Genomic DNA, 19,859 nt, shown 5'->3' with positions numbered 1-19,859 from the left:
TGGCCGGTCTGTCGCGGGCGCGCGGCATTGACGCCGGACCTTGCCGTGGTAAACCCGGGCCAACAGACAGGACGGCTAAAATGAACCTCTTTTCCGACATCGGTACACTGGTGGCTTCCGCCATCGCGCAACTTCAGGCTCAGGGCACGCTGCCCGCAGGGCTGGACCTGGGTCCGGTCACAGTCGAGCCGCCGCGCGATCCGCTGCACGGCGACATGGCGACCAATGCCGCAATGGTGTTGGCCAAACCCGCAAGGATGAAGCCACGCGATATTGCCGAGGCACTGGCGCCGCTGCTGCTGGCTGATGACCGCGTGACTTCCACCGAGGTCGCGGGACCGGGGTTCCTGAACCTGCGTCTGGCACCGGTGGTCTGGCAGCACGTCACCCGCGCGGTTCTGAGCGAAGGCACCGGCTATGGCCGTTCCGTCATGGGGCAGGGCGCAAAGGTCAACGTGGAATACGTCTCGGCCAACCCCACCGGCCCGTTGCATGTCGGCCACACCCGGGGGGCGGTCTTTGGCGATGCACTGGCCAGCCTGCTGTCCTATGCCGGCTACGATGTGACCCGCGAATACTACATCAACGACGGTGGTGCGCAGGTCGATGTGCTCGCCCGGTCCGTCTATCTGCGCTATCTCGAAGCGCATGATCTCAGTGTTGACTGGCCCGAAGGCAGCTATCCCGGCGACTACCTGATCGAGGTTGGCGAGGCGCTGAAGTCGAAGGTCGGCGACCGGTACCTGGACGAGGACGAGTCGGTCTGGCTGGACGAGGTGCGCAGCTTTGCCACCGAGGCGATGATGGACCTGATCCGTGCGGACCTGAAGCTGCTGGGCGTGGAAATGGACACCTTCTTTTCCGAGAAGTCGCTCTATGGCACCGGGCTGATCGAAAAGGCCATCGGTGAACTTGAATCCAAGGGCCTGATCTACCGTGGCGTGCTCGAACCGCCGAAGGGGAAAAAGCCCGAGGACTGGGAGCCGCGTGAACAGACGCTGTTCAAATCGACCGAACACGGTGATGATGTCGATCGGCCGATCCGGAAATCCGATGGCAGCTGGACCTATTTCGCACCCGACATCGCCTATCATTATGACAAGGTTTCCAGAGGCTTCGACCAGCTTATTGATGTGTTTGGCGCAGATCACGGTGGCTATGTCAAACGCATGAAGGCGGCGGTTTCGGCACTGTCCGGGGGCACTGTCCCGCTCGACATCAAACTGTGCCAGCTGGTCAAGCTGTACAAGAACGGCGAGCCCTTCAAGATGTCCAAGCGGGCAGGCACCTTTGTCACGCTGGCGGATGTGGTCGAACAGGTTGGCCCGGACGTGACCCGTTTTGTGATGCTGACCCGCAAGAACGATGCCGCCCTGGATTTCGACTTTGCCAAGGTGCTCGAACAGAGCCGCGACAACCCCGTGTTCTACGTCCAGTATGCCAATGCCCGGGTGAATTCGGTGCTGCGCAAGGCATCCGCTGCGGGGATCGACGTGGCGGACGCGACGCTTGCCGGTGCGGATCTGGAGGCCATGACTCACGAATCCGAGCTTGCGGTCGCGCGCAAGCTGGCCGAATGGCCGCGTCTGATCGAGATTGCCGCACGCACCCACGAACCGCACCGTGTGGCGTTTTATCTCTACGAACTGGCTTCGGATCTGCACGCGCTCTGGAACCGTGGCAACGACGAACCGGCGCTGCGGTTCCTGCAGGATGACGACGCCGCCACAAGCCAGGCGAAAATCGCCCTCGCGCGGGCGGTCTCGGTTGTCATTTCCGCAGGCCTTGGTATCCTAGGGGTGACACCGGCTGAAGAGATGCGCTGACCAAAGCGCGCCGTCGCCGGTTCGAGGCAGTGCAAGAACCACGTCCCGGGGACCACTCGCGGCGGGCAGAGAGGCGACATGGCAAACTTCACTCAGGCGGGGCCCGGTACAGGGGCGCGTTCCAGACCGAATATCGCAACGATGACCAACTGGGCCGGGGCAGCGGTTTCGCTCGCCCTGATCGCCGGAGTCGGTGTCTGGGGCGCCCGCCTGATCATGCGCGATGTGAGCGGCGTTCCGGTGGTTCAGGCCAGCGAAGGCCCGATGCGGGTCGCGCCGGAAAATCCCGGGGGCGAGGCGGCGGACCATCAGGGGCTGTCGGTGAACGATGTGGCCGGGACCGGCATTGCCGCTGATCCCGCCGACCGCCTGACCCTGGCGCCGCGCCCGGTGGCTCTGTCGGACGAGGACATCGCGCTTGGCATCACCGATGTGGCCCGGCCGGACGCGCTTCCTGACAGCCTGTCCCAGGTCCGCTACGGGCTTGATGCCACAGCGGACACCACGGCGGACACCACCGCCGAAGCCGAGCCTCCGAAGGCGGTGATGCCCGCGCCGACCAGCAGCGATCCGATCCAGGCGCTCGCCGATCAGATCGCCGCCGGAGTGGCGCCGCTGTCCGGATCCGCTGTTGCCGCGATCCCCGAGGTCGAACGGATGCCCGAAGAAGACGACTCGGACACCGCCGTCCTGGAAGAGGACACCAGCACGGAGGCCGCCACGGAAACCCCGGTGGCCGATCTGCTGGTCGACGCGATACCGCGCACGATCGCCGGTGTGGCCCGCTCGCTGCGCCCGCAGCTGCGCCCGACCGGGCTCGAGCGCACCGCCTCGCTTGCTCCTCTGGTTCCCGTTGCCGCCGCCACCCCGGAACTGGACGCCGAAACCCTGCCCACAGGCACAAGGCTCGTGCAGCTGGGGGCCTATGACAGCGCCGAAACCGCACGGGCGGAATGGACCCGTCTGGAAACCCGGTTCGGCGACTACATGGAGGGCAAGGACCGGGTGATCCAGCGCGCCTCGTCCGGTGGGCGGGTGTTCTACCGGTTGCGGGCACATGGCTTCGCCGATATTTCGGACGCGCGCCGGTTCTGCTCGGCCTTTGTGTCAGAGAATGCCGACTGCATCCCGGTGGTCACCCGGTGACGTCGCGCTTTGGCGCCGCCATTCTTGGTTGCGCGGGGCCGCGACTGAGCGGGGCTGAACGCCGGTTCTTCGGCGATGTGAATCCCTTCGGCTTCATCCTGTTCAACCGCAACCTCGAGGACGGCGACCAGATCCGTGCGCTGTGCGCCGATCTGCGCGCCGCCGTTGGCTGGCAGGCACCTGTGTTCATCGACCAGGAGGGCGGGCGCGTGCAGCGTCTGCGCCCGCCGCTGGCGCGGGACTGGCCGGCACCGCTGGACCACGTGGCTCAGTACGGCAATCACGCGGGCCGGGCGATGTACCTGCGCTACCGCATCATCGCCGCCGAACTTCTGGCCCTTGGCATCGACGGCAACTGCGCGCCGATGCTGGACGTGGCGCGCCCCGAAACCCATGCCTTCCTGCGCAACCGCTGCTACGGCGAAACCGTCGCGCGGGTTGTCGAGATCGGCCGGGCAGTGGCGCAGGCGCATCTGGATGGCGGCGTGCTGCCGGTGGTGAAACACATTCCGGGGCATGGCCTCGCGCAGCTGGACAGCCACCTGGCGCTGCCCCGCATCACCGCCGCCGCCGACACCCTGCACGCTGTGGATTTCGCGGCCTTCACGCCGTTTTCCGACCTGCCGCTGGGGATGACCGCGCATTTGGTCTACGATGCCTTTGATGGACAGCCGGCCACCACCTCGGCCCGGATGATGCGGATGATCCGCGAGGATCTGGGCTTTGCCGGAATGATCATGACCGATGATATCTCGATGCAGGCGCTGTCGGGCACCATCCCCGAACGCGGGGCCGCGTCGCTGGCGGCCGGGTGCGACATCGTCCTGCACTGCAACGGCGACATGTCCGAGATGCTGCCGCTGATGCGGCGGATCGGCCATCTGTCCGACGCCGCCCAGACCCGGGCCGAGGCGGCGCTCGCGGCGCGGCCCCAAGCTCCGGAGGTTGACATCGCGGCCCTTGCGGCCCAGCTTGAGGCGCTTCCCGAAGAGCGTGCGGATGACTGACCAGGACCCATTTGTACCCGACCCGCAGAGCGTTGCCGACCGTCTTGTCGCCGAGGCGCTGATTGTCGACGTCGACGGGTTCGAGGGACCGCTGGACCTGCTGCTGACGCTCAGCCGCACCCAGAAGGTCGACCTGCGCAAGATCTCCGTGCTGGAACTGGCGCGCCAGTATCTGTCCTTTGTCGAAGAGGCAAAGGCGCTGCGCCTCGAACTTGCTGCCGACTATCTGGTGATGGCGGCCTGGCTTGCCTTTCTCAAATCGCGGCTGCTGCTGCCACCGGACCCGACCGAAGACGGCCCCTCGGGCGAAGAGCTTGCCGCGCATCTGGCCTTTCAGCTGGAACGGTTGCAGGCGATGCGGGATGTGGCGGCACGGCTGATGGGGCGCGACCGGCTGGGGCGGGACTTCTTTGCCCGGGGCGAAAGTCAGGAGATCGAGCGGGTCCGCGCGGTGCGCTATACCGCGACCCTGCTGGACCTCATGCAGGGATACGCCCGCATTCGCACCCGCGACGAATTCCGTCCCTTCGTGATGGACCGCGACAAGGTCTGGACCATGGAGCAGGCGCTGGAACGCATGCGCGGCCTGATCGGCTTTGCCGGCACATGGACCGACCTTGTGACCTACATGCCCGAGGGCTGGGACCTCGACCCGGTCAAGTGGCGCTCGGCCACCGCGGCCACCTTTGCCGCCTCGCTGGAACTGGTGAAGGAGGGCAAGGCAGAACTGCGCCAGTCGGAGCTGTTCTCACCGATCCAGATGCGGCGGCGCGAGGGACGGGATGTCTGACGCAGCGCCCGCAGGACGCGCGCGGGCCAAACGCTCCGGAACAGTCTTTCTCAAAACAAACGGATACCGAACTTGACGTCTGCTGACGAAACCGCCCCGCCGCCGGATCAACCGGTCAAGCCCAGCCTGTTCGACGCCCCGGTGATGGGCGAACAGGAGCGCATGGTCGAAGCCATCCTGTTCGCGACGGCCGATCCGGTGACGGTCAAGGAACTCAACGACCGGATGCCACACGGCTGTGACGCGGCCGAAGCCTTGGTCCATCTGCGCAAACGCTATGACGGGCGGGGCGTACAGGTGGTGAAAGTGGGGGATGCCTGGGCCATTCGGACCGCGCCTGACCTGTCGTTTCTGATGCAGAAGGAAACGGTCGAGACCCGCAAACTGTCCCGCGCCGCAATCGAAACCCTGGCCATCATCGCCTACCACGCGCCGGTCACCCGCGCGGAGATCGAGGAAATCCGCGGTGTCTCGGTTTCGCGCGGTACGGTTGATCAGTTGCTGGAAATGGAGTGGATCCGCTTTGGTCGTCGCAAGATGACCCCGGGGCGGCCGGTGACCTTTGTGGTCACCCAGGAATTTCTGGACCACTTCGGCCTCGAGTCCGCCCGCGACCTGCCTGGGCTGAAGGAGCTGCGCGCTGCGGGCCTGCTGGACAACCGCCCGCCGCCGGGCGCGATGCCACTGGGCGGCGAAGGCGACACCGACGCAGACGAGGCGCTGGACAGCGGTCAGAGCGAATTGTTCGAGGATTGATGCCGAAAGGCCCTGAAAAACGCACATTCCGATGTTAGCCTTGCGTCGGAAGTCACCGAGCAGATACCGGGAGCATCGCCAACATGAATGTCAATCGAATCGTCAACATGGTCCTGCGCATGGTGGTCCGCCGCCTGATCAACAAGGGCGTGGGCACGGGGATGAACCCTGTCCGCGGTGCCGGACACAGCCCAATGAGCCCAGCCGAACGCCAACAGCAACGCCAGGCCCGCGCCACGGCCAAACGGGCGCGGCAGGCCGCCCGGCTGATGCGGCGCGGGGCCCGATAGCAACGCAAACCGGTTGAGCCGGTCCCTGCGACGTAAAAAGGCCCCGACGCGATGGTCGGGGCCTCTGGCGTGTCATGTCAGTCGGGTTACCGAACTACGGTCACGACGCGACGTGTCTCGGAGTCGATCACGACCGGCAGGCCGTTGACATTGACATAGGCATATTTCGGCTCGGGCAGTTCATATACCTGCACCGTGTCGGGGATGCCGGCGCCCACGGCCACTTCGCCGGTCAGGTAGACCGGCTCGACCGGGTTCTGGCGCACATAGGTCACGGTTTCTTCGTCAATCGAGGACGAAGCACCGGTGGCCGCGCCGATGATGGCACCGGCCGCCAGGGCTGCCGGACCGCCGATCAGAAGCGCGCCCGCTGCGGCCCCGATGGTCGCCCCTGCGGCGCCGCCGGCTGCCTTGTTGCCTTCGTCATAGGTGACGGTCTGGATTTCCAGCGTGGCGGGCCGCTGATACAGAACCACCGGTTCGTTTTCGACCGGAGTGGTCAGATAAGCCGAATAGGCCCAGCCGGTCTGACCGTCGAACGACACTTCGCACCATTCGCCATCGTCGAGGCAACCCGCGACGTCAACGACGCCCTCGGCGGGGATGACACCCTGAATTTCGTACTGCGGACCCGGGCCGGTACGGAAGTTCAGTTCCGTGGTTGCATTGGCTGTCAATTCGGCCAGAGCGGGCGACGCGACAAGACCGACGATTGCGGTCGAGAAAAGAGCGATCTGCTTGAGTTTCATTGTCTTGGTCCTTCCAGAGTTTTTCCAAAGGCGTGTTAACCTTCGGAGTGGAAAGCCCCGGGACCGGCCTCTGGTTCCCCGGCAAATGCAGCGATCTGAAAAAATAGGCGCCGGTCCGCCACTCAGGGAGGTCAGATCGGCAGGGTTCCGCAGGTTCCTGAAAATATTGACTTAATCACGAAAATGTTTCGACAGCTTCAATCCCTGACCCTGATAGTTCGAGGCGATGTCGCGCCCATAGAGTTGCCCCGGAACCGCTGCCATCCGCTCGTACACCAGCCGCCCCACGATCTGCCCGTGCTCGAGCACAAAGGGGGCCTCGTGGCAGCGCACCTCGAGCACGCCGCGCGATCCGTGCCCGCCCGCCTCGGCGTGACCAAAGCCGGGATCGAAGAAGCCCGCGTAATGCACGCGGAACTCGCCGACCATGGCAAAATAGGGGGCCATCTCGGCGGCATAGGCCGGTGGAATATGCACGGCCTCGCGGCTCACCAGGATGTAAAAGGCATCGGGGTCCAGAATGATGCGGCCCTTGTCGGTGCGCAGCTCCTCCCAGAACTCGGCCGGGTCATAGGCACCGATGCGGTCGAGATCGATCACGCCGGTGTGCGGCTTGGCGCGGTAGCCGACCAGCGTGCCCTGCGCCGGTTTCAGATCGACCGAGAAGCCCAGGCCTTCGCTGATCACCGCCGCCCCTCCGGAGACAAGGATGTCACTGTCGTGCAGCGCCGAGAGTTCCGGATCGCTCAGAACCGAACGCCCCTTGCGAAACCGGATCTGGTTCAGCCGCATGCCCGGGCGCACCAGCACCGAAAACGATCGCGGGCAGATTTCGGCATACAGCGGCCCTGCGTAACCCTGGGCAATGCGGTCGAATTCCGTGCCTCCGTCGGTGATCAGCCGGGTCAGCAGGTCCAGTCGTCCGGTCGAGCTTTTGGCGTTGGCAATCGCCTGCACATCTTCGGGCAGGGTTAGCTGTTCCATCAGCGGAACGACATAGACGCAGCCTTTTTCCAGCACCGCGCCGGCACTGAGATCGACACTGTGCATGACAAACTCTTCGATGCGGTCGGCCACGCTCTGACCGTGCCCTGCCAGAAACGAGGCGCGCACCCGGTAGGCCACGTTGCCCAGTCGCAGATCCAGACTGGCGGGTTGCACCTGAGCGCCCAGAACAGGAGTGTCCGAGAACAGCGTGCCCTCTGCGATCATCGCCTCGATATGCTGGCTGGCCAGAACGCCTGTCATCGCTGTCTCCTCATGCATCTGTGCGCTGCCTGTGCATAACAACTCGACCCGCCAAGGGGGAGGGCAAAGTGCGGCCGCCGCAGTATGTTGCGACCCTCGCGGGTCACGCGAGGGGGCGCCGACAAATGTTGGAAATCTGATTGGGGGCAAGCCATTGGCTTGGGATGCTCCGCAGGAGCATGTGGTAGCTGGTCGGGCTAGCAGGACTCGAACCTGCGACCTTCCGTCCCCCAGACGGACGCGCTACCAGGCTGCGCTATAGCCCGACTTGCGGCCTGTCATATCGTTTTTACCTGCGAGGGCAAGCCCGAAATGTCAGTTTTCTGCACGCCGCGGTCTCAACCGTCGCGGTTGATCCGGGGCCCGGACAGATGGGCACGCAACCGGGCCACCAGAGGCGCGATGGCTTGGCGTTGTTCCGGTGTGAGGTGCGTGATCCGCGACAGGTGGCTCAGGCAGTGCGGTGCAACCTCGATCGCCGCCAGGTCCGGGTCGGAGGGCAGGGAGGTTGCAGGGATCGAAACCGTGTCGTCGCCATCGGGCGCCGGTGTTGCGTCGCTGACATCCTGGCTGTCCGACGGTTCGTCCATATCGGCGGCTTCGGCCGGACCGTCCCCGGCGTGTCCGGCGTCCGATTCTTCTGCGTCAGCTGCGTCAGCTGCGTCCGGAGTCGTATCCAGCGGAGCCTGAAGGAAACCGGGCAGCGGGCTGTCATCGGGGTCGGCGGCAAATGTGTCCTGCACGCCGGTCGCGGCGGTCTCGGGCGCATCGGGTTCCGGCTCCGGCATGGGCACGGCCTCCGGCATGGGTACGGCCTCTGATGCTGGCGCGGCGCTCACAGGGTCGAATGCCTCTGGCGTATCGGAAACATCCGGCTCGGAGTCCTCGTCAGACTGGATGTCCTCTGGTGCGGCATCGGCTGTGGCCTGCTGCGTGTCGGCACCCTCGGGTTGGCTCGTGGCAGCCGGTTCAGGCTCAGGATCCGTGACCGGTTCCTGCTGCGTGTCGGCAGGCGCGTCGGCGTCCAGATCCAGCGTTGGCTCTGCCTCGGCGTCTTCGTACTGCGCCACCGGGGGGACAGAACCGCGGTTCTTTTCCGGCGGCACAAACGGGGCGAAGGGCACGACGATGTCATCGGGTTCCGGCACATCGGCAAAGGGCGCTTCTTCGATGATCTCGGACGCATCGCGGACGTCCGCGACGTCGGCCTTGATAGCGGACAGGGCTGCCACGTGTTTGACGCCCTGTTCGCGCAGCACCTTTTGCACGCCTTTGATGGTCATGCCTTCGTCATGCAGCAAGGTCTTGATTCCCCCAAGCAATTCCATGTCGGCCGGACGATAGTAGCGACGTCCGCCGGCGCGCTTGACCGGCTTCACCTGGGTGAACTTGCTTTCCCAGAAACGCAGTACGTGGGCCGGTGTGTTGAGCCAATCCGCCACCTCGCTGATTGTGCGAAAGGCATCGCGGGACTTGCTCATGACGTGTTCCTCAGCGTTTGTTGCCTGCGGCAACCCGCTCTTTCATCAGGTGTGACGGGCGGAAGGTCAGCACCCGGCGGGGCTGGATCGGGACTTCTTCGCCGGTCTTGGGATTGCGGCCGACGCGGGCGGCCTTGTCACGCACCGAAAAAGTGCCGAAAGATGAGATCTTGACCTGCTCTCCGGCCACCAGCGCGTCGGACATGTGCCCCAGCACCGCCTCGACCAGTTCGGCGCTTTCATTCCGCGACAGGCCCACCTCTCGGAACACCGCTTCGCTCAGATCCATGCGTGTAAGGGTCTTGTCGCCCATGCCGAGTCCCTCCTGGTTTTGGGCAGCATAGGCTGGTGCGATTTTCCGAGTCAATATCAATGACTTGCAAGCACGCATTTACAGGGGCTTAACAGCCTACCAGCGCAGGACGACAGCGCCCCAGGCCAGACCGCCGCCAATCGCCTCGGTCACCACCAGATCGCCGCGCTTGATCTGGCCGCGTTCCTTGCCCACCGACAGAGCCAGGGGAATCGATGCCGCCGAGGTGTTGCCGTGATCCTGAACGGTCACCACAACCCGATCCATCGGCAGGCCCAGTTTTTTGGCGGTGCCGGCGATGATGCGGATATTGGCCTGGTGCGGCACGACCCAATCCACGTCCGCGCCAGTCAGGCCGACCTTTTCCAGCGCCGTTGTGGCTGTCGCGGCCAGCTTTTCGACCGCATGACGAAAGACTTCCTTGCCTTCCATGCGCAGAAAGCCGGTGGTCTGCGTCGACACGCCGCCATCGACATAAAGGATGTCGCGGTACCGGCCGTCGGAATTGAGATCGGTCGACAGCACGCCGCGGTCGGACGTCGTGCCGTCACCCTCTGCGGTGTCGAGGATCAGGGCACCGGCGCCATCCCCGAACAGCACACATGTGCTGCGGTCCGTCCAGTCCATGATTTTCGAAAACGTCTCGGCGCCGATGATCAGCACCCGCCTGGCCTGGCCCGACAGGATAAGGGCATTGGCGTTGGACAGGGCGTAGATGAAGCCGGCGCAGACCGCCTGCACATCAAAGGCGAAGCCCTTGGTCATGCCAAGTTCGGCCTGCACCATCGTGGCGGCGGACGGAAAGGTGAAATCGGCGGTCGAGGTCGCAACGATGATGGCGTCGAGGTCGTCCGGCTCGAGCCCGGCATCGGCCAGCGCGGCGCGGGCAGCGCGGATCGCCATGTCCGAGGTGGTCTGACCGGGGGCGGCGATATGGCGCCGCTCGATCCCCGAACGTGACCTGATCCACTCGTCCGAGGTGTCCAGCGACACTTCGAATTCCGAGTTGGGCACGATCCGGTCGGGCAAATAGTGGCCGACACCTGCGACCACGGCACGTACAGTCATTGAGTCGTTCCGTCCTTTGCCCCGAATCCGTCGGCATCGTGGTCAAGCGCGGCGGTGGATGCAACCCGTGCGGCCAGTTTGTCGGTGAATCCGATCTGCGCCAGTTTGAATGCAAGCTTGACCGCTGCGGACACCCCGGTGGCATCCGCGGAGCCGTGCGACTTTACCACGGTGCCATTCAGCCCCAGGAACACACCGCCGTTGACCCGGCGCGGGTCAATGCGTTTCTGCAGGCGGCGCAGCGATGTCAGGGCCAGCAAGGACGCGAGCCGCGACAGGGGGGAATAGGCGAACGCCTCTTTCAGCAGATCGCCGATCAGGCTGGCGGTACCTTCGCCGGTCTTGAGCGCGACATTGCCGGTAAAGCCGTCGGTGACGATGACATCGGCCTTCTTGCCGGGAATGTCGCCGCCTTCGACAAAGCCGACAAATTCGAACTGGGCGCCATCGGCAGCCTGGCTGATCAGCTCGTGCGCTTCCTTCAGCTCGGAACGGCCCTTGTGCTCTTCGGTGCCGACATTGAGCAGGCCGACACGTGGCCTGTCCAGCGCCAGACCGTTGCGGGCGTAAGAGGCGCCCATCAGCGCGAATTGCAGCAGGTCACGGGCGTCGGCACGGATGTCGGCCCCGACATCCAGCATCACGTTGAACCCCTGCGGGTTGCGTGACGGCCACAGAATCGCGATTGCCGGGCGGTTGACACCGGGCAGCTTGCGCAGCCGGATCATCGACAGGGCCATCAGCGCGCCGGTGTTGCCGCAGCTCACCGCGACCGTGGCCTCGCCGTTGCGCACCGAATCCAGGGTCGACCACATCGACGTCTTCTTGCCGTTGCGCATGACCTGGCTGGGCTTGTCGTCCATGCTGACAACATCCGCGGCGTCGCGGATTTCGCAAACCTCGGACAGACCCTTGCGCTTGGCCACCAGCCGCTCCAGCTCGGCCGCTGGGCCGTGCAGGATAAACCTGATGTCAGGATTCAACGCGGCGGAATCGGCGATGCCGGCGACAACCGTCGCCGGACCCCGATCGCCACCCATGGCGTCAATGGAAAGCACGAAGGGACCAGCGCCCGCCTTCTTTTGATCCTGCGATGAGGTCATGAGGAGGGCCTTGGCCTGAAGCTTATGCCGCGTCTTCGTCCAGCTCGATTTCGTCCGCAGCCGCAATCACTTCGCGGGTCGCGTAGTGGCCGCAGGACGGGCAGACGTGATGCGGGCGCTTGAGCTCGCCACAGTTGTCGCATTCGTTCGGGTTCCCCGCCACAAGGGCGTCGTGGGCGCGGCGGTTGTTGCGACGCGATTTCGATACTTTATTCTGTTGGACGGCCATGTCTCAACCTCAATCTGTTCTGAAGCGGGCATGGCGCACATGCCCCGGTTATCGGAGTGTCCGGCCTCATAGTCGCAAGGCCCCATCGGACACAACCCTGAATCCTGATGAAGGCGCGAAAATACGAGGAAAATTTATCAGCGCAAGCGGTTTGTGGCGCAGGATGGTCCGGTTACGGATGGATTCGGCGCGACTCGGGGTCCGCCACCTTGGGGCGGCGCAATTTTCGCCACCCCGAAACGTCTGAATTCGCAAGGTTCCGGCCCTGCCGGGCAGGGCGATGGCCCCAGGACAGCTCGGGGCCTTCCCCGTGATTCCAGCCGTCGCGGTGATTCCGCCTGTCCGGGACCGGTGCCCGGCCGGTCTGCCGGTTGGCAGCCGGCCCGGTGGCTCCGGACTTCAGTCTTTCCCGTCCAGTTTGTCGCGCAGCCCTGCCAGCCCGGCAAAGGGTTTCAGATCCGCGTCGCGCAGCGGCTCGGCACCATCCTCGGCAAAGACCGCCTCGCCAAGCTCGGCACCGTCCGCGCGGGGATAGAGCGGCAGCGCAAGCGTCAGTGCCTCGATCATCGCGGCCCGGGCCGAGATGACATCGCCCAGAGGCTCGGTGGTGTCGTCTTCGGGCATCTCGATTTCGGAGCCTTCCTCGGGCACCTTGATCTGGTCGGGCGGCACATAAGTGCGCAGGATCTCTTCGTCGATCCGCGTCACCACCGGCGCCAGCGTCACAACGCAGGACTGCACGACGGTTGCCCCCAAGGTGGCTTTCATCCGCCAGCCACGCTTGCCCAGCGGCGCGATGTGCCCCTCAAAACTCAACTTGCGAATGCCGTCGATTTCCAGCGTGCGGGCAATCGATTCACGCTCGGGCGCTTCGGGGCGCAGGGAAAAGTGTGTCGGCGCGCGCGTCGACAGGCCGGATACACGGAAGTCACCGGTTCCAGCGGCCTTTTTGGGATCGGATGGGGCCATGGCGTTGCGGTGTCCTTTACTTGATGGGCTGACATTCCTGATGTAAGCGAGATAGAAGGCACTACAGGCCAAGGCAAGAGGGGCGGCATGAGCGGCATTGGAATGAAGCTGAGGTTCGGGCTTCTGGCAGGGGCTGTAGCGGCGCTGTCAGCTTGCACCGCGCAGTATCGCAGCCACGGCTATGTCCCGCTTGAGGAAGACCTTCAGCAGATCGTGGTCGGCGTCGACACCCGTGCCTCTGTCGAGGATCTGGTGGGGGTTCCGACCATCTCGGGCGTCTCCAGCGACAGTGGCTATTACTACATCCGGTCCAACGTCCGGCATTTTGCCTATCGCGCCCCGGAAGAGATCAGCCGCGACGTGCTGGCGATCTCGTTCGATCCGGCCGGTGTCGTGTCCAATATCGAACGCTTCGGGCTTGCAGACGGCAATGTCGTCCCGATCTCAAGCCGGGTCACGCAGTCCAGTTCGGGCGATATCAGCTTTATCCGCAAACTTTTTGGCAACCTTGGGCGGGTGTCCGCCGAAGATTTTCTGAGCGCTGGCCGCTAGCACCGTCACGGCAGCGTTACGGGAGTGGTCCACGAGGGCGCACAAAACTCGGACGCGGTCGGAGACGTGCCATGATCACTCTGTGCAGGGGGCGCTACCAAAGCCGGATCGCCGCCGCGCCCGAGGATGTCGCGGCGGCGCAGGCGCTGCGGCATCTGGCGTTTCATGGCGTGGCGGGATCAGACTGCGACAGCTTCGACTCCCTGTGTGGTCACATGCTGGTCGAAGAGGTGCGCAGCGGCCAACTGGTCTGCTGCTTTCGCTTTATGCCACTGCGGTCAGGATCCGAAATCGGGCGCAGCTATGCGGCGCAGTTTTACGAATTGTCAGCCCTGGCCGGGTTTTCCGGCCCGATGATCGAGATGGGGCGGTTCTGCATCCGTCCCGGGCTGACCGACCCCGACATCCTGCGCATCGCCTGGGGGGCGATGACGGCCTATGTCGATCACACCGGCGCCGAACTGCTGTTCGGCTGTGCCTCTTTTCCCGGCACCGACTCGCAGGAATACCTTGATGCCTTCGCAACGTTGAATGCCCGGCATCTGGCGCCACCGCGCTGGCAGCCGCGGGTGAAGGCGCCCGAGGTCTTTCGCTTCGCACAGGGACCGCTGTGCACACCCGACCCGAGAAAGGCCATGCTGCGGATGCCCCCGCTGCTGCGCACCTATCTGATGATGGGTGGATGGGTCAGCGACCATGCGGTTGTGGATATGCAGATGAACACCTTGCACGTCTTCACCGGGGTCGAGATCGCGGCGATTCCCCCGGCACGCAAGCGACTGCTGCGCGCGGTGGCGGGCTAGGCGGCCGCGGCCTTCCGAAAGGGCGCTCAGGGTGCGCGTATTTTCACTCAGACAAGGGTCAGGTGCTTGACCTTTCCACGCCACCGGCCTAGCCCGCTGCGCATGGCACAAGCACCCCTTCTTCAGCTTTCGGATATTTCTCTCACCTTCGGAGGCGAGCCGGTTTTTGCCGACATGTCCCTTGTGGTTCAGCCGGGTGATCGCGTGTCGCTCGTCGGGCGCAATGGATCGGGCAAGAGCACCCTGATGAAGGTCATGGCCGGTCTGGTCGAGGCCGACACCGGCACCCGAGTGGTGCCGCCGGGGATAACCGTCGGCTACATGGAGCAGGAGCCGGACCTGAGCGGGTTCGAAACGCTGGGCGACTATGCTGCCGAAGGCCTGGACCCGGGCGAGATGTACAAGGTCGAGCGCGCCGGAGAGGGGCTCAAGTTCGACCCCGAACGCCCCTGTGCCACCGCATCGGGCGGCGAAAAGCGTCGCGCGGCGCTGGCGCGGCTGATGGCATCGGATCCCGACCTGTTGCTGCTGGACGAGCCGACCAACCACCTCGACATCGAGGCGATCGGCTGGCTTGAGGATGAACTGCGCAGCACCCGCAAGGCCTTTGTCCTGATCAGCCACGACCGCCGGTTCCTGACCGAACTGACCCGCGCGACGCTTTGGATCGACCGGGGCGCGGTACGCCGGGCCGAACAGGGGTTTGCCGGTTTCGAGGCCTGGCGCGACAAGATCTGGGACGAAGAGGACCAGCAGCGCCACAAGATGGACCGCAAGATCAAGGCCGAAGCCCGTTGGGCGGTCGAGGGCATTTCCGCCCGGCGCACCCGCAACCAGGGCCGCGTGCGCGCGCTGCAGGATCTGCGCGCCGAACGTTCGGCGATGATCCGGCGTCAGGGTACAGCCGCGATGGACCTCGCCTCGGCACCTCAGTCGGGCAAGAAGGTGATCGACGCGCAGAATGTGAGCAAGGCCTTCGATGCGGCGCAGATCGTGCAGGATTTCACCCTGACCGTGCAGCGCGGTGACCGCGTGGCCTTTGTCGGGCCGAACGGCGTGGGCAAGACCTCGCTGATCCGGATGCTGACCGGCGAGATCGCGCCGGATTCGGGCACCATCACCCTGGGCACCAACCTGCAGATCGCGGTGTTCGACCAGACCCGCGCGCAGCTGGACCCGGAAATGTCGCTGTGGGAAAGCCTGACCGGCGATTCCGAAATGCGGGTCTCGGGCAAGGCGGACCAGATCCTGGTGCGTGGCCAGCCCAAACATGTGGTCGGCTACCTCAAGGAATTCCTGTTCGACGAACGCCAGGCGCGCGCTCCGGTCAAATCGCTCTCGGGCGGGGAAAAGGCGCGGTTGCTGCTGGCGCGGATCATGGCGCGCGAATCCAACCTTCTGGTGCTGGACGAACCGACAAACGATCTCGATGTCGAGACGCTCGACCTGTTGCAGGATATTCTGGGAGACTACGACGGCACCGTGCTGCTGATCAGTCACGACCGCGATTTTCTCGATCGCGTGGCGTCGATCACCGTGGCGCTCGAAGGCGACGGCAAGGCCACGGCCTATGCCGGCGGCTGGAGCGACTACCGCAATCAGCGCGGCGGCGGCGACGGCGACGTGTCGCCCAAGGTCCAGGCCAGGGTGGCCAAGGCGGCGGCCGAGGCCAAAGGCAAGCCCGCGGCCAAGGGGCTGAGCTTTACCGAACGCCACAAGCTCGAATCGCTGCCCGCCGAAATTGCCCGGCTGGAAGCCGAAATCGCGAAACTCGAGCAGCTCATGGCCGATCCCGAGCTGTTCAGCCGCGAACCGGTCAAGTTCCGCAAGGCGACCGAGGCGCTGACCCAGCGGCAGACCGCGCTGGCGAAGGCCGAGGAAGACTGGCTGGTGCTGGAAGAAAAGGCCGAAGCCGCCGCGCAGGTGTAGTCACGGCCGGACCGCGGCCCCCGGATCGTGGCTGTGCCGCGGACCGTCTGACCTTCGGTGGCATCTCTGTCGCTGCCACGGATAGGGACACGGATCGACCAGTGAAGTGCCTTGTCGAAGCTGCCATCCGAGCCACTACACACCAGCCCCTGCGCCAAGTTTTCGGCTGCGCGGTTTACAGCGGGCAAACGGCTTGGGAATGCATAATGGGGCCCTGCGCCAAGCAAAATCGCTCATGAGTGAGCCCCAGCTGACCCCTGCGGCACGGTCCAAGGTGAACACGGGCGCGTCGGCGGAGGGCAATGCGTTTGCGGCAGGTGTCACAGGTGAAACGGTCCGGAAGGCTAACCGGGGCCCTTTGGGTCGCGTCAGGAGTCAATCCGGGACCACTGCGTCAACCTTGATCTCGACAAGCCATTCAGGATTCACGAAACGGTTGATTGCCATGATTGTGTCAACCGGTCGCGCATCGCGGCAGTAGAGTTTTCGCGCTTCGACAGCGTCATTCCAGTTATTGAAGTCGGTAAGGATGACCCTGGTTCTGACGATGTCATGTCAACTGGAACCGGCTTGTTCCAGCGCCGACTTGATGATCTCTAAGCATTGTTTCGTTTGCATAAAGACATCGCCGACACCCACCTTACGACCATCCGCGTCGACCGGTGCTGTACCGCCGACCACGATGAAGTTTCCCACACGGACCGCGCGGCTAAACCCGACGACATCCTCCATGGTGTTGCCGTTGGATATCAATTCTCGCTTACGTCCCATAATGTCTCCTCCACTGAGTTTCTCTCAGGAAGATTACCACTGTGCTGCTTCCCGGTACTCATCCACGACAACCTGCCGATGGCGGCCTGGCCCGCAAAGCAGACCTGGCATGGGCCGCAGACTATTCGCGGTCTGCCCTGACGGCATTGGTGCTCTGTATCGCGCTAGAACGCCGTGGCGCGGCAACCATTCTTGCGGAATGCCCCAATGGTCAGCGTTGTGTTTGCAAAAGCGCTGAATTGCCGGGGCGGGGCCCTTGAAACTCTTCCCAGATCGTGTGGCATCCTGCCTGGACATGAGGGCGACGACGGCGGGCTCGTGGTCAATGGCGATCTCTGCATTCCACTGCGTCGCGCCACGGCCGCCGATTGATCCGCTCCGCCACAGCGTCAGGCACCGCTGTGACAGATGGGCGGATGCACATCGGTATGCTGTTTTTCCCGGCCTGACTCAAATTGTAATCACGCCGCGCCGCAAGGCACTCCGGGCGATACTCCGGGGTTACCGCTCTCAAGCCTTCTCAGACATTCCCAGCAGCGCCCAAGTCGCAACAGCGGAATTTAACGTTTTGATTTTTATGGAAAATCGTGGAGCGGGTAACGGGAATCGAACCCGTAACTGAAGCTTGGGAAGCTTTCGTGATACCTTTTCACCATACCCGCGCACATATGCGCACCGATTACGCTGGCCCAACACGGTCGTCAAGTGGCGACGTGGCTCTCAGCTGCTGCGCCGCCGTCTGCGCCCTTCGCGATCGCCGCTGGCATTGAAGGATACGTTCGGCAGTGTGACGATCTTGGCCAGTTCAGAGAACGGATCGGTTTTGTGCGGAATCGCGTTCGCGGCGACAAAGTGTTCCTGGAACCGCGGCTCGATTGCGGTTTCGACCTTGGTGATCCGGCGCACGACACGTTCGATCTCGGCCCGGGCGGCGAGGTTGCACAGCGCGATGCGCGCCCCGGTGCCCGCGGCGTTGCCGGCCGACGTGACCTTGTCCAGTGGCACGTCGGGGATCATCCCCAGCACCACGGCATGTTTGGCCGAGATATGTGCGCCGAAAGCCCCCGCAAGCACCACCCGGTCCACGGTGTCGACGCCCATTTCATCCATCAGCAGACGGGCCCCGGCATACAGCGCGGATTTGGCCAGTTGAATGGCGCGGATGTCGCCCTGGGTGACGGTGATCAGGGGCCCGCCCTCGGCGGTGCCGTCGTGAATCACATAGGCATGGGTGCGCCCTTCGGGGATCATGCGGGGGCTGCCGGTCTGTTCCGCCGAACCCAGCAGTCCCGACGGGTCCATGAGACCGGCAAGGCGCAGTTCGGCCACCGCCTCGATGATGCCCGAGCCGCAGATTCCGGTGATGCCGCTGGCGGCGGCGGCCAGGTCAAAGCCGTCTTCGTCCGACCACAGCTCCGAGCCGATGATGCGGAAGCGCGGCTCGCGGGTCACCGGGTCAATGCGGATCGCTTCGATCGCACCGGGGGCTGCGCGCTGGCCGCTTGAGATCTGCGCACCCTCGAAGGCCGGTCCGGTGGGAGAGGAGCAGGCCAGCACCCGGGAGGTGTTGCCAAGCAGCAGTTCGGCGTTGGTGCCGACATCGACGATGAGCACGAGATCCTCGGACTTGCCCGGTTCTTCGGACAGGGCAACGGCGGCGGCATCCGCGCCCACATGGCCGGCGATGCAGGGCAGGATGTAGACATTGGAGGAGGGCGGCAGGCTGGACAGCCCCAGTTCGCGTGCCTCGAGATTCAGCGCGTCCGATGTCGCCAGCGCAAACGGCGCCTGGCCCAGCTCGACCGGGTCGATGCCCAGCAGCAGGTGGTGCATCACCGGATTGCAGACAAACACCAGTTCCAGGATCAGCGCGGGATCGACGTCGGCCTCCCTGGCGATGTCGATGGCCAGGGTGTCGATCGCCTCGCGCACGGCAGCCGTCATTTCACGGTCGCCGCCGGGGTTCATCATGGCATAGGACACGCGGCTCATCAGATCCTCGCCATAGCGGATCTGCGGGTTCATGATGCCGGAAGAGGCGACGACCAGCCCGGTTTCGAGATCGGTCAGATGCGCCGCGATGGTGGTCGATCCGAGGTCGATGGCCAGGCCGTACAGACCCTTTTCGTGCAGGCCGGGCCAGATCGACACCAGACGCGGCAGTGCGGTTTCGCTGGTCTTGTGCAGCGCAACGGTGACTTTCCACCCGCCCTTGCGCAACACCGGCTGAAGCCGCGACAGGGTGGACAGGTCGGTCGTGATGCCGGGGATCTGCCACTGTTCCCGAAGCGCGCGGGCGATGCGCTCAAGGTCGCCGGTGGGTTCGTGCATGTCGGGTTCCGCCACCTCGATGTAGTACAGCCGGGTGGCGGCATCCATGATGATCGGGCGGGCCGAGGCGGCCTTGCGCACGACCTGCCGGTGGACCTGGCTTTCGGGGGGAACGTCGATCACCACGTCGCCCATGACACAGGCCTGGCAGCCCAGACGCCGACCGGGTTTCAACCCGCGCTTGTCGTCATACCGCTGCTCGACCGAGTTCCATTCGGTCAGGGCGTCCGGGGCCACGGTGACACCGTGTTTGGAGAATTCGCCATACGACGGGGTGATCTGGCATTTCGAACAGATGCCGCGTCCGCCGCAGACCGAATCAAGATCGACACCGAGCTGGCGTGCGGCGGTGAGCACGGGCGTGCCCTTGGCAAAGCGGCCACGTTTGCCGGACGGGGTAAAGACGACGAGTGGGTCGGGGCGCATGTGGGCATCCTGAATGGCTGTGTTGCGGGCAACATAGCCATTGTCGCGGGAGTTGAAAGGCAGGAGGCGACG

The 19,859-nt window shown here is 64.5% G+C and carries 19 protein-coding genes and 2 tRNA genes; 9 read left to right on the top strand and 12 right to left on the bottom strand.

Going from position 1 to position 19,859, the window contains the following annotated elements; translation table 11 throughout:
* Positions 1–80 precede the first annotated feature (80 nt).
* The 6 genes from argS to FOY53_RS12320 all read left to right on the top strand — a co-directional run bounded on the left by argS (position 81) and on the right by FOY53_RS12320 (position 5,815).
* Entirely contained in the window at positions 81–1,826 is a 1,746-nt protein-coding gene (gene argS / locus FOY53_RS12340) for an arginine--tRNA ligase (protein ID WP_146589219.1), read from the top strand.
* Positions 1,827–1,904: 78 nt separating this feature from the next.
* A complete protein-coding gene (locus FOY53_RS23685; protein ID WP_246107375.1) occupies positions 1,905–2,972 on the top strand; it encodes an SPOR domain-containing protein in 1,068 nt (355 codons plus the stop codon).
* A complete protein-coding gene (locus FOY53_RS12335; protein WP_246107374.1) occupies positions 2,969–3,979 on the top strand; it encodes a glycoside hydrolase family 3 N-terminal domain-containing protein in 1,011 nt (336 codons plus the stop codon). The genes FOY53_RS23685 and FOY53_RS12335 overlap by 4 nt, the downstream gene beginning before the upstream one ends.
* Complete coding sequence (locus FOY53_RS12330; RefSeq protein ID WP_146589215.1) at positions 3,972–4,769, top strand: segregation and condensation protein A; 798 nt, start codon at positions 3,972–3,974, stop codon at positions 4,767–4,769. Before FOY53_RS12335 ends, FOY53_RS12330 begins: the two co-directional genes overlap by 8 nt.
* Positions 4,770–4,913: 144 nt before the next feature.
* Positions 4,914–5,525, top strand: a complete 612-nt coding sequence (gene scpB / locus FOY53_RS12325; RefSeq protein WP_146589276.1) for an SMC-Scp complex subunit ScpB — start codon at positions 4,914–4,916, stop codon at positions 5,523–5,525.
* Positions 5,526–5,608: 83 nt separating this feature from the next.
* Complete coding sequence (locus FOY53_RS12320) at positions 5,609–5,815, top strand: hypothetical protein (protein ID WP_146589213.1); 207 nt, start codon at positions 5,609–5,611, stop codon at positions 5,813–5,815.
* Between the two features lie 86 nt (positions 5,816–5,901).
* Here FOY53_RS12320 and FOY53_RS12315 read toward each other — a convergent pair whose 3' ends face one another.
* The 9 genes from FOY53_RS12315 to FOY53_RS12275 form a co-directional block, all read right to left on the bottom strand.
* Positions 5,902–6,564 (bottom strand): DUF1236 domain-containing protein, encoded by a 663-nt coding sequence (locus tag FOY53_RS12315; protein ID WP_146589211.1) that lies wholly within the window; start codon positions 6,562–6,564, stop codon positions 5,902–5,904.
* A gap of 171 nt (positions 6,565–6,735) precedes the next feature.
* On the bottom strand, positions 6,736–7,830 hold the full coding sequence (locus tag FOY53_RS12310) for a 2'-deoxycytidine 5'-triphosphate deaminase (protein ID WP_281289566.1): 1,095 nt from the start codon (positions 7,828–7,830) through the stop codon (positions 6,736–6,738).
* Positions 7,831–8,001: 171 nt separating this feature from the next.
* A tRNA-Pro gene (locus FOY53_RS12305) sits at positions 8,002–8,078 on the bottom strand.
* Positions 8,079–8,150: 72 nt separating this feature from the next.
* Positions 8,151–9,293 (bottom strand): MerR family transcriptional regulator, encoded by a 1,143-nt coding sequence (locus tag FOY53_RS23680; RefSeq protein ID WP_246107373.1) that lies wholly within the window; start codon positions 9,291–9,293, stop codon positions 8,151–8,153.
* Between the two features lie 10 nt (positions 9,294–9,303).
* Complete coding sequence (gene ihfA, locus FOY53_RS12295) at positions 9,304–9,606, bottom strand: integration host factor subunit alpha (protein ID WP_146589206.1); 303 nt, start codon at positions 9,604–9,606, stop codon at positions 9,304–9,306.
* A 96-nt stretch (positions 9,607–9,702) separates the two neighbouring features.
* A complete protein-coding gene (locus FOY53_RS12290; protein WP_146589204.1) occupies positions 9,703–10,674 on the bottom strand; it encodes a beta-ketoacyl-ACP synthase III in 972 nt (323 codons plus the stop codon).
* Positions 10,671–11,777, bottom strand: a complete 1,107-nt coding sequence (gene plsX / locus FOY53_RS12285) for a phosphate acyltransferase PlsX (RefSeq protein ID WP_146589202.1) — start codon at positions 11,775–11,777, stop codon at positions 10,671–10,673. Before plsX ends, FOY53_RS12290 begins: the two co-directional genes overlap by 4 nt.
* Positions 11,778–11,799: 22 nt before the next feature.
* Positions 11,800–12,006, bottom strand: coding sequence for a 50S ribosomal protein L32 (gene rpmF, locus FOY53_RS12280; protein ID WP_089271192.1), 207 nt, complete (start codon positions 12,004–12,006; stop codon positions 11,800–11,802).
* A gap of 399 nt (positions 12,007–12,405) precedes the next feature.
* Positions 12,406–12,975 carry a YceD family protein gene (locus FOY53_RS12275; protein ID WP_146589200.1) on the bottom strand — a complete coding sequence of 190 codons (570 nt, stop codon included), beginning with the start codon at positions 12,973–12,975 and terminating at the stop codon, positions 12,406–12,408.
* 87 nt (positions 12,976–13,062) lie between these two features.
* Here FOY53_RS12275 and FOY53_RS12270 point away from each other — a divergent pair, with 87 nt between their 5' ends.
* From FOY53_RS12270 to FOY53_RS12260, 3 genes are all read left to right on the top strand, one after another.
* Complete coding sequence (locus FOY53_RS12270; protein WP_146589198.1) at positions 13,063–13,527, top strand: outer membrane protein assembly factor BamE; 465 nt, start codon at positions 13,063–13,065, stop codon at positions 13,525–13,527.
* A gap of 71 nt (positions 13,528–13,598) precedes the next feature.
* Positions 13,599–14,330, top strand: coding sequence for a GNAT family N-acetyltransferase (locus FOY53_RS12265; RefSeq protein WP_146589196.1), 732 nt, complete (start codon positions 13,599–13,601; stop codon positions 14,328–14,330).
* 102 nt (positions 14,331–14,432) lie between these two features.
* Positions 14,433–16,259 (top strand): ABC-F family ATP-binding cassette domain-containing protein, encoded by a 1,827-nt coding sequence (locus FOY53_RS12260; protein ID WP_146589194.1) that lies wholly within the window; start codon positions 14,433–14,435, stop codon positions 16,257–16,259.
* A 555-nt stretch (positions 16,260–16,814) separates the two neighbouring features.
* Here FOY53_RS12260 and FOY53_RS23675 read toward each other — a convergent pair.
* From FOY53_RS23675 to FOY53_RS12245, 3 genes are all read right to left on the bottom strand, one after another.
* Positions 16,815–17,030, bottom strand: coding sequence for a Rid family hydrolase (locus FOY53_RS23675; protein WP_246107372.1), 216 nt, complete (start codon positions 17,028–17,030; stop codon positions 16,815–16,817).
* Positions 17,031–17,618: 588 nt separating this feature from the next.
* Positions 17,619–17,692: transfer RNA gene (locus FOY53_RS12250), tRNA-Gly, on the bottom strand.
* 58 nt (positions 17,693–17,750) lie between these two features.
* Positions 17,751–19,787: an ASKHA domain-containing protein gene (locus tag FOY53_RS12245; RefSeq protein ID WP_146589192.1), complete on the bottom strand. Its 2,037-nt coding sequence runs from the start codon at positions 19,785–19,787 to the stop codon at positions 17,751–17,753.
* Between the last annotated feature and the right edge of the window lie 72 nt (positions 19,788–19,859).

This window comes from Puniceibacterium confluentis, from assembly GCF_007923445.1.
Lineage (GTDB): Bacteria > Pseudomonadota > Alphaproteobacteria > Rhodobacterales > Rhodobacteraceae > Puniceibacterium > Puniceibacterium confluentis.
This window is presented reverse-complemented; position numbering and strand designations above follow the sequence as displayed.